General features: G+C 53.3%; 12 protein-coding genes, 2 rRNA genes, 1 other RNA gene and 1 other annotated feature (2 of these 16 running past the window's edge). Of the genes, 13 read left to right on the plus strand and 2 right to left on the minus strand.

What is annotated here, in order from left to right:
- Together ACR1UW_RS01920 and rrf are read left to right on the plus strand one after the other, a co-directional pair.
- Positions 1 to 1,808 (plus strand): 23S ribosomal RNA (locus ACR1UW_RS01920); it begins 1,120 nt to the left of the window's first position.
- A gap of 240 nt (positions 1,809 to 2,048) precedes the next feature.
- Positions 2,049 to 2,165, plus strand: a 5S ribosomal RNA gene (rrf, locus tag ACR1UW_RS01925).
- 104 nt (positions 2,166 to 2,269) lie between these two features.
- On the opposite strand, the gene ACR1UW_RS01930 is transcribed toward rrf, so the two are convergent.
- The gene (locus ACR1UW_RS01930) at positions 2,270 to 3,259 is read right to left on the minus strand and encodes a YaaC family protein (RefSeq protein ID WP_033014229.1); all 990 of its coding nucleotides are present in this window, start codon (positions 3,257 to 3,259) and stop codon (positions 2,270 to 2,272) included.
- 126 nt (positions 3,260 to 3,385) lie between these two features.
- On the opposite strand from ACR1UW_RS01930, the gene guaB reads away from it, so the two are divergent.
- From guaB to serS, 5 genes are all read left to right on the plus strand, one after another.
- On the plus strand, positions 3,386 to 4,852 hold the full coding sequence (gene guaB, locus ACR1UW_RS01935) for an IMP dehydrogenase (protein ID WP_487164211.1): 1,467 nt from the start codon (positions 3,386 to 3,388) through the stop codon (positions 4,850 to 4,852).
- Positions 4,853 to 4,956: 104 nt separating this feature from the next.
- Entirely contained in the window at positions 4,957 to 6,312 is a 1,356-nt protein-coding gene (locus tag ACR1UW_RS01940) for a D-alanyl-D-alanine carboxypeptidase family protein (RefSeq protein ID WP_498934412.1), read from the plus strand.
- Between the two features lie 129 nt (positions 6,313 to 6,441).
- A complete protein-coding gene (gene pdxS, locus ACR1UW_RS01945) occupies positions 6,442 to 7,326 on the plus strand; it encodes a pyridoxal 5'-phosphate synthase lyase subunit PdxS (protein ID WP_033008824.1) in 885 nt (294 codons plus the stop codon).
- A 24-nt stretch (positions 7,327 to 7,350) separates the two neighbouring features.
- Positions 7,351 to 7,941 (plus strand): pyridoxal 5'-phosphate synthase glutaminase subunit PdxT, encoded by a 591-nt coding sequence (pdxT, locus tag ACR1UW_RS01950; RefSeq protein ID WP_033008825.1) that lies wholly within the window; start codon positions 7,351 to 7,353, stop codon positions 7,939 to 7,941.
- A gap of 9 nt (positions 7,942 to 7,950) precedes the next feature.
- Positions 7,951 to 8,167: a binding site (T-box leader), on the plus strand.
- Positions 8,168 to 8,220: 53 nt separating this feature from the next.
- Complete coding sequence (gene serS, locus ACR1UW_RS01955) at positions 8,221 to 9,495, plus strand: serine--tRNA ligase (RefSeq protein WP_033014225.1); 1,275 nt, start codon at positions 8,221 to 8,223, stop codon at positions 9,493 to 9,495.
- 236 nt (positions 9,496 to 9,731) lie between these two features.
- On the opposite strand, the gene ACR1UW_RS01960 is transcribed toward serS, so the two are convergent.
- Positions 9,732 to 11,018, minus strand: coding sequence for a LysM peptidoglycan-binding domain-containing protein (locus ACR1UW_RS01960; RefSeq protein WP_237419665.1), 1,287 nt, complete (start codon positions 11,016 to 11,018; stop codon positions 9,732 to 9,734).
- 86 nt (positions 11,019 to 11,104) lie between these two features.
- Here ACR1UW_RS01960 and tadA point away from each other — a divergent pair, with 86 nt between their 5' ends.
- The 6 genes from tadA to ACR1UW_RS01990 form a co-directional block, all read left to right on the plus strand.
- Positions 11,105 to 11,587, plus strand: coding sequence for a tRNA adenosine(34) deaminase TadA (gene tadA / locus ACR1UW_RS01965; protein ID WP_047817618.1), 483 nt, complete (start codon positions 11,105 to 11,107; stop codon positions 11,585 to 11,587).
- A gap of 53 nt (positions 11,588 to 11,640) precedes the next feature.
- An RNA gene (gene ffs / locus ACR1UW_RS01970) (signal recognition particle sRNA large type) lies at positions 11,641 to 11,905 on the plus strand.
- Between the two features lie 210 nt (positions 11,906 to 12,115).
- A complete protein-coding gene (gene dnaX / locus ACR1UW_RS01975; RefSeq protein ID WP_498934416.1) occupies positions 12,116 to 13,798 on the plus strand; it encodes a DNA polymerase III subunit gamma/tau in 1,683 nt (560 codons plus the stop codon).
- Between the two features lie 27 nt (positions 13,799 to 13,825).
- Complete coding sequence (locus tag ACR1UW_RS01980) at positions 13,826 to 14,149, plus strand: YbaB/EbfC family nucleoid-associated protein (protein WP_375153696.1); 324 nt, start codon at positions 13,826 to 13,828, stop codon at positions 14,147 to 14,149.
- A gap of 9 nt (positions 14,150 to 14,158) precedes the next feature.
- Positions 14,159 to 14,755, plus strand: a complete 597-nt coding sequence (recR, locus tag ACR1UW_RS01985; RefSeq protein WP_033008839.1) for a recombination mediator RecR — start codon at positions 14,159 to 14,161, stop codon at positions 14,753 to 14,755.
- Between the two features lie 23 nt (positions 14,756 to 14,778).
- A protein-coding gene (locus ACR1UW_RS01990; protein WP_237421020.1) for a YaaL family protein crosses the window boundary here: on the plus strand, positions 14,779 to 15,000 show its 5' portion. Its footprint extends 3 nt past the window's final position; only the first 222 of its 225 coding nucleotides appear in the window; its start codon is at positions 14,779 to 14,781; its stop codon lies beyond the right edge, outside the window.

A 15,000-nucleotide genomic window follows, 5' to 3' on the forward strand; every position in this document is an offset into this window, starting at 1 on the left:
GCCACCATTTAAAGAGTGCGTAATAGCTCACTGGTCGAGTGACTCTGCGCCGAAAATGTACCGGGGCTAAACGTGCCGCCGAAGCTGCGGGATGACCGTTGGTCATCGGTAGGGGAGCGTTCTAAGGGCGTTGAAGCCAGACCGGAAGGACTGGTGGAGCGCTTAGAAGTGAGAATGCCGGTATGAGTAGCGAAAACAGAGGTGAGAATCCTCTGCGCCGAAAGCCTAAGGGTTCCTGAGGAAGGTTCGTCCGCTCAGGGTTAGTCGGGACCTAAGCCGAGGCCGAAAGGCGTAGGTGATGGACAACAGGTTGAGATTCCTGTACCACCTCCTTCCCGTTTGAGCGATGGGGGGACGCAGGAGGATAGGGCGAGCAGGCGGCTGGAAGAGCCTGTCCAAGCCGCAAGGCTGATCCGTAGGCAAATCCGCGGATCATAAGGCCAAGCGGTGATGGCGACGGAGTCATCCGGAAGTCCCCGATTTCACACTGCCAAGAAAAGCCTCTAGCGAGGGAAGAGGTGCCCGTACCGCAAACCGACACAGGTAGGCGAGGAGAGAATCCTAAGGCGCGCGGGAGAACTCTCGTTAAGGAACTCGGCAAAATGACCCCGTAACTTCGGGAGAAGGGGTGCTCGTTTGGGTGAAGAGCCCGAACGAGCCGCAGTGAAAAGGCCCAAGCGACTGTTTATCAAAAACACAGGTCTCTGCGAAGCCGAAAGGCGACGTATAGGGGCTGACACCTGCCCGGTGCTGGAAGGTTAAGGGGAGCGCTTAGCGGAAGCGAAGGTGCGAACCGAAGCCCCAGTAAACGGCGGCCGTAACTATAACGGTCCTAAGGTAGCGAAATTCCTTGTCGGGTAAGTTCCGACCCGCACGAAAGGTGTAACGACTTGGGCGCTGTCTCAACGAGAGACCCGGTGAAATTATACTACCTGTGAAGATGCAGGTTACCCGCGACAGGACGGAAAGACCCCGTGGAGCTTTACTGCAGCCTGATATGGAATTTTGGTATCGCTTGTACAGGATAGGTGGGAGCCTGGGAAGCCGGAGCGCCAGCTTCGGTGGAGGCGGCGGTGGGATACCACCCTGGCGGTATTGAAGTTCTAACCCGCACCCCTGAGCGGGGTGGGAGACAGTGTCAGGCGGGCAGTTTGACTGGGGCGGTCGCCTCCCAAAAGGTAACGGAGGCGCCCAAAGGTTCCCTCAGAATGGTTGGAAATCATTCGGAGAGTGCAAAGGCACAAGGGAGCTTGACTGCGAGACGGACAGGTCGAGCAGGGACGAAAGTCGGGCTTAGTGATCCGGTGGTTCCGCATGGAAGGGCCATCGCTCAACGGATAAAAGCTACCCCGGGGATAACAGGCTGATCTCCCCCAAGAGTCCACATCGACGGGGAGGTTTGGCACCTCGATGTCGGCTCATCGCATCCTGGGGCTGTAGTCGGTCCCAAGGGTTGGGCTGTTCGCCCATTAAAGCGGTACGCGAGCTGGGTTCAGAACGTCGTGAGACAGTTCGGTCCCTATCCGTCGCGGGCGCAGGAAATTTGAGAGGAGCTGTCCTTAGTACGAGAGGACCGGGATGGACGCACCGCTGGTGTACCAGTTGTCCCGCCAGGGGCACCGCTGGGTAGCTATGTGCGGACGGGATAAGCGCTGAAAGCATCTAAGCGTGAAGCCCCCCTCAAGATGAGATTTCCCACCGCGTCAGGCGGGTAAGATCCCTCGAAGATGACGAGGTCGATAGGTCCGAGGTGGAAGCGTGGCGACACGTGGAGCTGACGGATACTAATCGATCGAGGGCTTAACCTAACAAGAAAAGTGGAGGCCGCCTGCTTATCGGCGAGGCGCGCTGGAGGGCCTGCGAGCGGGCTTAGCCCGCCGCAGCAGGACCGAAGCGTCGCGAGCCGATGGCGGCCGGAACTAGACAGCGAAAAGCGCAGGCGAGCGGCGGCGAGCCGGAGCTAGACAATGAAAAGTGGAGGCGCCGCGGCTTCTTCCCGAAACGGTTATCTAGTTTTCAGGGAACGAATTCCTGACAACCTCATATGGCCTAGTGGTGATAGCGGAGGGGAAACACCCGTTCCCATCCCGAACACGGAAGTTAAGCCCTCCAGCGCCGATGGTAGTTGGGGCCAGCGCCCCTGCAAGAGTAGGTCGCTGCTAGGCGGAAAACAGAGCACCCCATTGTGCATAACGCGCAATGGGGTGCTTTTTATCAACCCGCGCTGGGAAGCCTTTACTCCCGCGCGTTCGTGCAGGTGGGAGAGCATTCAATCATTTGGCTTGGCCCAAAACTTATGCATTAAATATTCGTTTAGCAGCAGGGGCACTTTGTCCGCCGATATGGAAAGAAATTGAAGAATAAAAATGTACGCCTTGCTTGAGTAAGAGTGAAGAAGTTCGCTCCACCACTCTGTTTCGTAGCGGGAGATCATGCTCAAATTGTACAGCAGCAAATAATGGGCATGGATTTCCGGGAGCGCAAAGATTTTTTCCTTCTTCGTTGGGATATGGTATGTTCCGTTCGAATGGAATAAAAACGGCCCTTCCTTAATCGGCGATAGCGGCGATTCCATTTTGAAATAAAGAAATTCCCCTTCCTCCTTGGCGAATGTCAGCTGTTTTTCGTGCCCTTCCTCGCTCATGTACTGGATGAAGCGGAGCTGCGACATATGGTAATGGTCCAAAATCGCCTTCGGAATGGCCAGCATGGGCGGTGAAACCGTATGTACGACCGGCAACGATAATGGCTTTTTTCGCTCGCTTAAACAAAAAAATGTTTCGTGCAGTTCGCAGATTCGTTGCAACAGCATGCCCATGCGAAATTTTTCCCCCGCCTCTTGTTTCACATGAAACATTTTTTCAGAAAAATGAGTGAACAAACCGTTTTTTTGGATTTTGACTTCGTCATCTAAAAATTCATAGCCTTGTTTTTTGCGCTTTCTCGTTGACACTCCATGGGCTAAAACGGATGTCGATTCAGGATAGTCCGGATCGACGGTGAGCAGGCACGCCTTTATCAGCTGCACCATGCCATAAAACAAAAGAACCGGTTTAATGGACAATGGCGACTGCCTGGCGGCGGCATAAAAGTTTTGCCCATGCTCCAAATAATATAAAAATGGATAACAGTTTGTATAACTGCGCTGAACAGCGTCTTCCCGTTGTTGCTGTTTGTAGCATTGCAGCAAAAAGCGCTGGGCGACGTCAGCGGAGCGGAAAATAGAAAAGTTGACAGCTTTACCGGGATTTCCGAACATTTTTACCCCCCTTGCCATGGAATTGTAAGAAGATAACTGAAAAGTTGGACATTTTTTTGATTCCTTGACAGTAGTTTAACCAGTTGTTAAGCTACTAATAATATTTCCGGACAAGGGGGAGAAAACATGTGGGAAGCGAAATTCGCAAAGGAAGGCTTGACGTTTGATGATGTTCTTCTCATTCCAGCAAAATCGGACGTGCTGCCGCGTGATGTTGATGTCACAACGAAGTTAAGCGATACGCTCCAGTTGAACATCCCAATCATTAGCGCCGGCATGGATACAGTAACCGAAGCGGAAATGGCTATTGCGATGGCGCGTCAAGGCGGTCTTGGCGTCATTCACAAAAACATGTCGATTGAGCAACAGGCGGAACAAGTCGACAAAGTAAAGCGGTCAGAGCGCGGTGTTATTACGGATCCGTTTTTCTTAACGCCTGATCATCAAGTGTATGATGCGGAACATTTAATGAGCAAGTATCGCATCTCCGGCGTGCCGATCGTCAACAATGCCGAGGAACAAAAGCTTGTCGGCATTATCACGAACCGCGATTTGCGCTTTATTCAGGATTACTCGATTAAAATTTCCGAGGTAATGACGAAGGAGAACTTGGTTACAGCCCCGGTAGGGACTACGTTAGAAGAAGCGGAAAAAATTTTGCAAAAGCACAAAGTGGAAAAATTGCCTCTCGTCGATGAAAATGGAGTTCTAAAAGGGCTTATTACGATTAAGGACATCGAAAAGGTGATCGAGTTCCCGAATTCGGCGAAAGATGCGAAAGGGAGGCTGATTGTCGGGGCGGCCGTCGGGGTGACGGCGGACACGATGATTCGCGTCAAAAAGCTTGTTGAGGCAGGGGTTGATGTCATTGTCGTTGACACGGCGCACGGCCATTCGAAAGGCGTCCTAGAGACGGTGGCCAACATCCGCCGCCAATACCCGGACTTGAACATCATCGCCGGCAATGTCGCGACAGCTGAAGGGACGCGCGACTTGATTGAGGCTGGGGCGAACATTATTAAAGTCGGAATCGGTCCGGGGTCCATCTGCACGACCCGGGTTGTCGCCGGGGTTGGTGTGCCGCAAATTACGGCGATCTATGACTGTGCGACTGAGGCGCGCAAACATGGCGTCCCGATCATCGCTGACGGCGGCATTAAATACTCTGGCGACATCGTGAAGGCGATTGCCGCCGGAGCTCATGCGGTCATGCTCGGCAGTTTGCTCGCCGGCGTCTCGGAAAGCCCAGGCGAGACGGAAATTTACCAAGGCCGCCGCTTTAAAGTATACCGGGGCATGGGGTCGGTCGCGGCGATGGAGCGCGGCAGCAAAGATCGTTATTTCCAAGAAGACGCGAAAAAGTTTGTCCCGGAAGGCATCGAAGGGCGTGTGCCGTACAAAGGGCCGCTCGCCGATACGATTTATCAGCTTGTCGGTGGCTTGCGCGCCGGTATGGGCTATTGTGGAACGAGGAACTTGGATGAGCTGCGGGAGAAAACGCAATTTGTCCGCATGACGGGCGCAGGGCTTCGCGAAAGCCATCCGCATGACGTGCAAATTACGAAAGAAGCGCCGAACTACTCCATGTTTTGATCAAGGCTGCGTCCATCAGCCTAACTTTGACGGAGACAGATTCTCCGTCTATTTTTTTGGCCGCCTGTATGTTACAATAACGGTTGTGTGAGGAGGGTTTCGATGTGAAGAGGAAACGAAAGTGGTTGTTTTGGTTGCTGTCTGTTTGTCTTTGCTTAACACTATGGCCGTTTCAACAGACGGCGAAGGCGGAAAGCGCTCCGCTTGACATCCGGGCGGACGCCGCGATTTTAGTGGACGCGAAGACGGGAAGAATTTTATATGAGAAAAACATTGATACGGTGCTTGGCATTGCCAGCATGACAAAAATGATGACCGAGTATTTGCTTCTTGACGCCGTTAAGGCGAAACGTGTCAAGTGGGATCAGACGTATACGCCGAGTGAGTATGTGTACCGGTTGTCGCAAGACCGGGCGCTGTCCAACGTTCCGCTGCGCAAAGATGGCAAGTATACAGTGCGCGAACTGTACGAGGCAATGGCCATTTATTCGGCCAATGGGGCTACGGTCGCGATTGCGGAAATCATTGCTGGGTCAGAGAAAAATTTCGTGAAAATGATGAATGAAAAAGCGAAACAGCTCGGGTTGAAAGATTATAAATTCGTGAATGCGACAGGGTTAAGCAACGAAGACTTAAAAGGATTCCACCCGGAAGGGACAAACTCGGATGAGGAAAATGTCATGTCTGCGCGAGCCATGGCCACCCTTGCCTACCGGCTGCTGAAAGACCATCCAGAGGTGCTGGAAACGGCGAGCATTCCCCATAAAATGTTCCGAGAAGGAACAGAGGACGAAATTAAAATGGACAACTGGAACTGGATGCTACCAGGGCTTGTGTACGAATACGAAGGGGTAGACGGGTTGAAAACCGGCTATACGGAATTTGCCGGCAACTGTTTCACCGGGACGGCGAAGCGGAACGGCGTCCGTCTAATTTCCGTCGTGATGAATGCCAAGGATGCAAGCGGAAAAACGACGAAAGAGGCACGTTTTAAGGAGACAGAAAAACTATTTAACTATGGATTTCATCAATACTCGCTCCAAACGCTCTATCCGAAAGGGTATCAGCTGAAGGGGAAAGAGACGATTCCAGTCGTGAAAGGGAAGGAAAAAGAAGTTCGCGTCGCAACGGCGAAAAAGCTGTCTCTGCTCATCAAAAATGGCGAGGAAAAACAGTACAAGCCGGTTTATGTATTGGATCAGAAAAAAATGACGAAAGAAGGAAAATTGATCGCTCCGTTGAAAAAAGGAGAGACGGTCGGATATATGACGCTTGAATACAAAGGCGATGACTCGCTCGCGTTCTTAAGCCCGGACATGCAAAAAAACATCCGGGTGCCGCTCGTTACGATAACCGAGGTGGAGAAAGCCAACTGGTTCGTTCTCTCGATGCGTGCGATTGGCGGACTGTTTGCTGATTTATGGACAAGCGTTGCCAAAACGGTGAAAGGTTGGTTGTAACGCTGCTCCCCGGTTAAGGGGAGCTTTTTTCCATTGTGATTTTTGTAAAAATTGAGGTAAAATGAAACAGTGGAATCATCCTTTTGCGTATATAGCAAATCATAAGGATAGGAACAGGGGGAATCAACGTTGGCATTGACAGGTACAGACCGCGTCAAACGCGGCATGGCGGAAATGCAAAAAGGCGGCGTCATTATGGACGTCGTCAATGCGGAGCAAGCGAAGATTGCTGAGGCGGCAGGGGCTGTCGCAGTCATGGCGCTCGAGCGCGTCCCGGCAGACATTCGCGCCGCTGGCGGTGTCGCGCGCATGGCTGATCCGACGATCATTGAAGAAGTGATGAACGCTGTATCAATCCCAGTCATGGCAAAAGTGCGCATCGGGCATTATGTGGAAGCGCGCGTCCTTGAGGCGCTCGGCGTCGACTATATTGACGAAAGTGAAGTATTGACGCCGGCTGATGAAGAGTTCCATATTGACAAACGGCAGTTTACGGTCCCATTTGTATGCGGTTGCCGCGACTTAGGAGAGGCCGCCCGCCGCATTGCTGAAGGGGCATCGATGTTGCGGACAAAAGGGGAGCCAGGGACAGGAAACATCGTCGAGGCCGTTCGCCATATGCGCAAAGTCAACGCGCAAATCCGCAAAGTTGTCAGCATGAGCGAAGACGAACTTGTCGCCGAGGCGAAACAGCTTGGGGCTCCGGTTGAAGTGCTGCGTGAAATCAAACGGCTTGGCCGCCTCCCGGTCGTCAACTTCGCCGCTGGCGGTGTCGCGACACCAGCTGACGCCGCGCTCATGATGCACTTAGGCGCCGACGGTGTCTTCGTTGGTTCGGGCATTTTTAAATCGGAAAATCCGGAAAAATACGCTCGTGCGATCGTTGAAGCGACGACTCATTATGAAGACTATGAGCTGATCGCCCATCTATCGAAAGGGCTGGGCGGCGCAATGCGCGGCATCGATGTCGCGACACTGCTGCCGGAGCATCGGATGCAAGAACGAGGCTGGTAAGCCGGACAAAGGAGCAAGATCACAATGAAAATAGGTGTACTCGGACTGCAAGGAGCTGTGCAGGAACATGTCCGCGCCATCGAGGCGTGCGGCGCCGAGGCGGTCGTCGTGAAGAAACCGGAGCAGCTTTCGGGACTCGACGGACTCGTGCTCCCGGGCGGCGAAAGCACAACAATGCGGCGCCTCATGGACCGGTACGGATTGATGGAGCCATTGAAGCAATTTGCCGCTGATGGCAAGCCGATGTTTGGGACATGCGCCGGGCTCATTTTGCTGGCGAAACGAATCGTCGGGTATGATGAGCCTCACTTAGGCCTGATGGATATTACGGTCGAGCGGAACTCGTTTGGGCGGCAGCGGGAAAGCTTTGAGGCGGAGCTGTCGATCAAGGGGGTTGGCGACGGGTTTGTCGGCGTCTTCATCCGTGCTCCGCACATTGTCGAGGTCGGCGACGGGGTCGATGTCCTCGCGACATACAATGACCGCATTGTCGCGGCCCGGCAAGGCCAGTTTCTTGGTTGCTCGTTCCATCCAGAGCTGACCGACGATCATCGATTGATGCAATACTTTCTCAACATGGTCAAAGAAGCGAAAATGACGTCAAGCCTTAAGTAAAGTGATCAAGCGAAAGCGATGAGAGGAACAAGCAGCAGACCCCCTTTCTTTCAGAGAGCCGGTGGGTGGTGCAAACCGGCAGGAAGCGCCTGTGAATCCATCCTCGAGCAAAACGTTGAACGCCAAAGCGGGTCAGTAGGCGTTTTCGGCAGCCGCCGTGAACGGCAAAAAGGGAAGGCATCGCAAGCCTTCAGGGTGGCACCGCGGGGTCGCTCCCGTCCCTTTTGGGGACGGGGGCTTTTTTATGTATAATATTGAATGGAAAAGGAGGTAAAAGCCATGCTGGATGTGAAAATATTGCGCGCCCAGTTTGAAGAAGTGAAAGAAAAACTAATGCAGCGCGGCGGAGATTTGGCGAACATCGACCGGTTTGAACAGTTGGACAAAGAACGCCGCCGTTTGATTGCTGAGGTGGAAGAGCTAAAAAGCAAACGCAATGATGTGTCGCAGCAAATTGCCGCCCTTAAGCGCGAGAAAAAGGATGCGGAGCCGCTGATCGTCCAAATGCGCGAAGTCGGCGACCGCATTAAGCAAATGGATGAGCACATTCGCCAACTGGAAGAGGAACTCAACGCCCTGTTGTTATCGATTCCAAATATTCCGCATGAATCCGTACCGGTCGGCCAGTCGGAAGAGGACAATGTCGAAGTGCGGAGATGGGGGGAGCCGCGTTCGTTTTCGTTTGAACCGAAACCGCATTGGGATATCGCCGACCAGCTTGGTCTGCTTGATTTTGAGCGGGCGGCTAAAGTGACAGGAAGCCGGTTTGTGTTTTATAAAGGGTTGGGCGCCCGGCTTGAGCGGGCGTTAATCAACTTTATGCTTGACATCCATCTCGATGAATTCGGCTATGAAGAAGTACTGCCCCCCTATTTGGTGAACCGGGCAAGCATGATTGGAACCGGGCAATTGCCGAAATTTGCCGAGGATGCGTTTCATTTGGACAGCGAAGACTATTTTCTCATTCCGACAGCGGAAGTGCCGGTGACGAACTTGCATCGCGATGAAATTTTATCTGCAGATGATTTGCCGCTTTACTATGCAGCGTACAGCGCCTGTTTCCGCGCTGAAGCTGGTTCGGCCGGCCGCGACACAAGAGGGCTCATCCGTCAGCATCAGTTCAACAAAGTGGAGCTTGTTAAGTTTGTCAAACCGGAAGATTCATACGAGGAACTGGAAAAATTGACACGGCAGGCGGAAACGATTTTGCAGCGGCTCGGGCTTCCGTACCGCGTTGTCGCCTTGTGCACCGGAGACCTTGGATTCTCGGCGGCGAAAACGTACGATATTGAAGTTTGGCTGCCAAGCTACGGCACGTACCGGGAAATTTCGTCGTGCAGCAACTTTGAGGCGTTCCAAGCTCGCCGCGCCAACATCCGCTTCCGTCGCGATCCAAAAGCGAAACCGGAATACGTGCACACGTTAAACGGCTCAGGGTTGGCCATCGGCCGAACGGTCGCCGCTATTTTGGAAAACTACCAGCAAGAAGATGGATCGGTCATCATCCCAGAGGCGCTCCGCCCATACATGGGCAACCGGGACGTCATCCGTTAAAATCGTTGGTTGACTTTTCCCGGCAGACGTGTTATAGTGAATGACGTTGGCGGCGGAGAAAAAGAGGCGGCGGACGCCGGCCTCGAATGCTTCTCTGCCAAAGCGATAAAGAACAGTACTGACGCGCATAAGAGGAGATTGCCATCCGAAACGGCTGATCGGAATCGCCGTTTCCAGCCATAAAAAAACCCGCCGGGAGAAAGGCGGGTTTTTTTATCTCTTTGGCGCGGGCGGCCTTATCTTTTGACGACTGCAAACTGGTCGGAAAGGAGCAGCCAGTTTTGCGGGAAATCGAAGCCCAGTTTCCAATAGCTGACTCCGCGCAGGCCAAGTTCTTTCACGAGATTGAATTTTGCCTGAATGGAGCGGGCGTCCTCAAACCATACTTCGTGCTCGCGCCCGTTTTCATCGCGGTAGCGAAAATGCGGCGCCTGCGCCTCGGTGTCGTATTCAATCGCGACGTTATACCTCGCGGCGAGGGCGATGGCCTGCTGCGGGCTGATGGCGCGGGCGTACGGTCCGCCCGGTACGTACGGCAGTGTCCAATCATAACCATACAAATTTTGCCCCATTAAAATCTTTCCGGGAGGCATTTCCGAGACGGCGTACTTGAGGACACGGCGGACAGGGCCGATGGGGGAGACCGGCATCGGCGGACCGCCGCTGTAGCCCCACTCATACGTCATTATGACGACAAAGTCGGCAATTTGTCCATGGGCGCGGTAGTCATGGGCTTCGTACCAACGTCCGCGCTGGGTGGCGCTCGTTTTTGGCGCCAGGGCGGTCGACATCATCCATCCTTCCCGTTCAAATCGCCGTTTCGCTTTGCGCAAAAACGCATTATACGCCTCACGGTCTTCCGGGCGCAAATATTCAAAATCAAAATGGATGTCGCGGAAGCCATACCGTCTGGCGGTGGCGACAATGTTGTCGAGCAGGCGGTTTTGCAGCGTTTCATTCGTCAAAATAAGCGCGCCCAGCTCGTCGCTGAACTGCCCGTTTTCAATGTTGGCGACAACCATCACGAGCGTGACGCGGTTGGCGCGGGCGATGGCGGGAAAGTCGTCAAGCGGAGGCTCTTGGAGTGTCGCGTCGCGCCGAATGGCAAAATAAAAGGGACTTAAATACGTTAAATGTGGAGCGGCTTCGCGGGCGCTTGCTTCCAACGCCGGACTGACGGTCGCACCGCGCGGTTCAATATAGGCGTTAAACTCCGCTCTCCGCTTGGCTCCGGGCGGAATGTAAAGACGCTGGCCGACCCGCAATGGCGCATTTAACGAGAGGCGGTTCACTTCCGCGAGACGCTGCATCGGAATGGAAAACCGGCGGGCAATCGACCATAAACTGTCTCCGGGTTGCACCCAATAAAAACGACCGACGATCGGAATCACGAGCGCCTGACCGACGACAAGACGGTCGGGATTTGGCAGCTTGTTCGCCCGAACAATGTCCTCGACCGTCGTTTCATATGCTTTAGCGATCCCGCTTAACGTTTGTCCTCTCTGTACGACATGGATCTGCATCGCTTGACCTCCTAGTTGCGTCTTCATTCTCCATATTTTATGATGGAAAAGAAAGAGAAATGACCGTTTGTGCAAAGGGGTATATGATGAGCAACGATGAGTATTACATGAAGTTGGCGATTGAAGAAGCAAAAAAAGCTGAACGGATCGGCGAAGTGCCGATCGGGGCCATCATCGTTCAAGACGGCCGCGTCATCGCCCGCGCCCATAATTTACGGGAAACGGAACAGCGCGCGATCGCCCATGCGGAGGTTTTGGCCATTGACGAAGCGTGCCGGGTGACCGGCTCATGGAGGCTTGAACGGGCGGTGTTATACGTGACGCTTGAACCGTGCGCCATGTGCGCGGGGGCCATCGTTCTTTCCCGCATTGAGCGGGTCGTATTTGGAGCTAGCGACCCAAAAGGGGGATGCGCCGGGACGTTAATGAACTTATTGCAGGAAAGCCGGTTCAACCACCAGGCTGAGGTTGCAAGCGGCGTGTTGGCGGAGGAGTGTGGGGCGCTGCTGAGCGGCTTTTTCCGCCGATTGCGCGAACAAAAGAGAAATGTTGGCGGAAGTTCCAACTAAAATTCGGCCTGTGTACATTGCATTTTCCCTATAAACGCGCTATACTGATAGTGCCGTGCTAAGCGGGGAGGTAGCGGTGCCCTGTACTCGCAATCCGCTCTAGCGAGGCTGAATCCCTTCTCGAGGTTAGTCTGTTGTGAGGCCTGTCTCAAGTAAGTGGTGTTGACGTCTGGGTCCCGCGCAATGGGATTCCGTGAACCCTGTCAGGTCCGGAAGGAAGCAGCAGTAAGCGGATGCTCCCATGTGCCGCGGGGGCGCCTGGGCTGAGCCAACTGCTTGAGCAACGCTCGGGGCAGCTAATCGACAGAAGGTGCACGGCCTTACATAAGCAACAAGAGGGTGTCCCAAAAGCAATGGGACACCCTTTCTTCATTGACAAGATGCAGAGGCAATTTGCTTCGGCAACACGATCATATTGTATCTCTTTTACATAGAGAGACGATCTTTTGGGACAGCCTCTTTTTATTTTAAAATAGGGCAGAACGTTATATAATAGTGGAGATGAGAGGAAGAGGAGGGCCGTTTTCCGTGGCATACCAAGCGTTATACCGTGTTTTTCGGCCGCAGCGTTTCGCGGACATGGTCGGCCAAGAACACGTGACGAAAACGTTGCAAAGCGCCCTGCTTCAACATAAAATATCGCATGCCTACTTATTTTCCGGACCGCGTGGGACAGGCAAAACGAGCGCGGCGAAAGTGTTCGCCAAGGCGGTCAACTGTGAACAGGCCCCGGCGGCCGAGCCGTGCAATGAATGTCCCGCTTGCCTCGGCATTACAAACGGAACGATTCCCGATGTGTTGGAAATTGACGCTGCTTCCAACAACCGCGTCGACGAAATCCGCGACATCCGTGAAAAAGTGAAATTTGCGCCGACCTCGGTCCGTTATAAAGTGTACATTATCGACGAAGTGCACATGCTGTCAATCGGCGCGTTTAACGCGTTGTTGAAGACGCTTGAGGAACCGCCCAAACACGTCATTTTCATTTTGGCCACCACCGAGCCGCATAAAATCCCGGCGACGATCATTTCCCGCTGCCAACGGTTCGATTTTCGCCGCATCCCGCTGGCCTCCATCGTTTCGCGGTTGAAATATGTGGCGAACGCCCAGGGCGTAGAAGCATCCGACGAGGCGCTGTCAGCTATCGCCCGCGCTGCCGATGGAGGGATGCGCGACGCGCTCAGTTTGCTTGACCAGGCGATTTCATTCAGCGATGGGAAGCTTCGGCTTGATGACGTGCTGGCGATGACCGGAGCGGCATCATTTGCCGTGTTGGCTGATTTCATTGCCGCCATTCATCGGAAAGATACAGCGGCTGTTTTGCAACAGTTTGAAGCAATGATGGCGCAAGGAAAAGATCCGAATCGTTTGGTTGAAGATTTGATTTTGTATTATCGCGACTTGTTGCTGTACAAAACGGCCCCTCATGTGGAAGGAGCCATCCAAATTGCGGTCGTTGACGAAGCGTTCACCTCGCTTTCGGAAGCGATTCCTCTTTCCGATTTGTACGGAGCGATTGAGCTGTTGAACAAAAGCCAGCAGGAGATGAAGTGGACGAACCACCCGCGTCTTCTCCTCGAAGTGGCGCTCGTCAAGCTTTGCCATCAGCCAGCGGCTGCTGCTCCATCGCCGACCGCTTCTGAACTTGGGCCATTGATCAAGAGGATTGAAACGCTGGAAATCGAGCTGCGCCGCCTAAAAGAGCAGGCGCCTGCCGTCCCGCCGGAGGCGCCTTCTGCGAAAAAAACGGCGAAAGCGGTGAAAACCGGGGGATATAAAGCACCGGTCGGCCGCATTTACGAATTGTTGAAGCAGGCGACGCATGAAGACTTAGCCTTGGTGAAAGGCCGCTGGGCCGACGTACTTGATGCGCTGAAGCGGCAGCATAAAGTGTCGCACGCCGCTCTCTTGCAGGAGAGTGAACCGGTCGCAGCAAGCGCTTCAGCATTTGTGTTAAAGTTTAAGTATGAAATTCACTGCAAGATGGCGACCGACCCGGCGAGTTCGGTCAAGGAAAATGTCGAAGCAATTTTATTTGACCTGACGAACCGCCGTTTTGAAATGATCGCCATTCCGGAAGAGGAATGGGGGAAAATAAGGGGAGAATTTATCCGCAGCAAAGAAGCGAAAGCGGAAAAAAGCCAGGAAGACCCGTTGATCGCCGAAGCGAAACGGCTGTTTGGCGAGGAATTGATTGAAATCAAAGAATAAACGAATTGAAGGAGGATGCCAACCATGATGCGTGGCGGAATGGGAAATATGCAAAAAATGCTGAAGCAAATGCAGAAGATGCAAAAAGAAATGCAAAAAGCACAGGAAGAGCTGGCAGAAAAAACAGTGGAGGGCACGGCAGGCGGCGGCATGGTGACGGTCATCGCCAACGGCCATAAACAAATTTTAGAAGTGAAAATTAAAGAAGAAGTCGTTGACCCGGACGATATTGAAATGCTCCAGGATTTAGTTTTGGCAGCGACAAACGATGCACTCAAAAAAGCTGATGAGCTGGCCAACGATATGATGGGGCAGTTTACGAAAGGACTCAACATTCCAGGGCTGTTCTAGGGGGAAGCTATGCATTATCCAGAACCGTTATCCAAACTGATTGACAGTTTTATGAAATTGCCCGGAATCGGTCCAAAAACGGCCGCCCGCCTCGCGTTTCACGTGCTGGCGATGAAAGAAGACGTTGTGCTTGAATTCGCCAAAGCGCTCGTCGACGTAAAGCGGCATATTCATTATTGCACGATTTGCGGGCATATTACAGATGCGGACCCTTGCTACATTTGCAAAGACGAACGGCGCGACCGGACGACCATTTGTGTCGTCCAAGACCCGAAAGATGTCATCGCTATGGAGAGAATGAAAGAATACAATGGCTTGTACCATGTGCTGCATGGAGCCATTTCTCCGATGGAAGGCATCGGTCCGGAGGACATTAAGATCGCCGAGCTGCTGGCGCGGCTGCAGGATGAGACGATCCAAGAAGTGATTTTAGCGACTGACCCGAACATTGAAGGGGAAGCGACAGCGATGTATATCTCACGCCTGCTCAAACCAACAGGAATCAAGGTAACCCGCATCGCCCACGGCTTGCCGGTAGGCGGCGATTTGGAATATGCGGACGAAGTGACGTTGTCAAAAGCGTTGGAAGGACGCCGCGAACTGTAGAGAGAAAGAAGGTGGGGATCGGTTTGTTATGGCGGCGGAAGGGGAAATTAAAAAGACAATTTGACGAAAAGTTGATGGCCGAACTGCAACAAGCAAGAGCGGAGTGGTTTGAACAAAAACAGCTCATTGAAAAAAGCGTTGACCCGTCTCGAGAGGTGCTGAGCGCGCTCCAACTGGCGGAGGCCAAGTATTTTTTTCTTCTCCGCGAAGCGAAGCACCGTCGTGTTACACTGAAGAAAGTGCGT

It is taken from the genome of Geobacillus lituanicus, from assembly GCF_050994965.1.
Classification (GTDB): Bacteria; Bacillota; Bacilli; order Bacillales; family Anoxybacillaceae; genus Geobacillus; species Geobacillus stearothermophilus.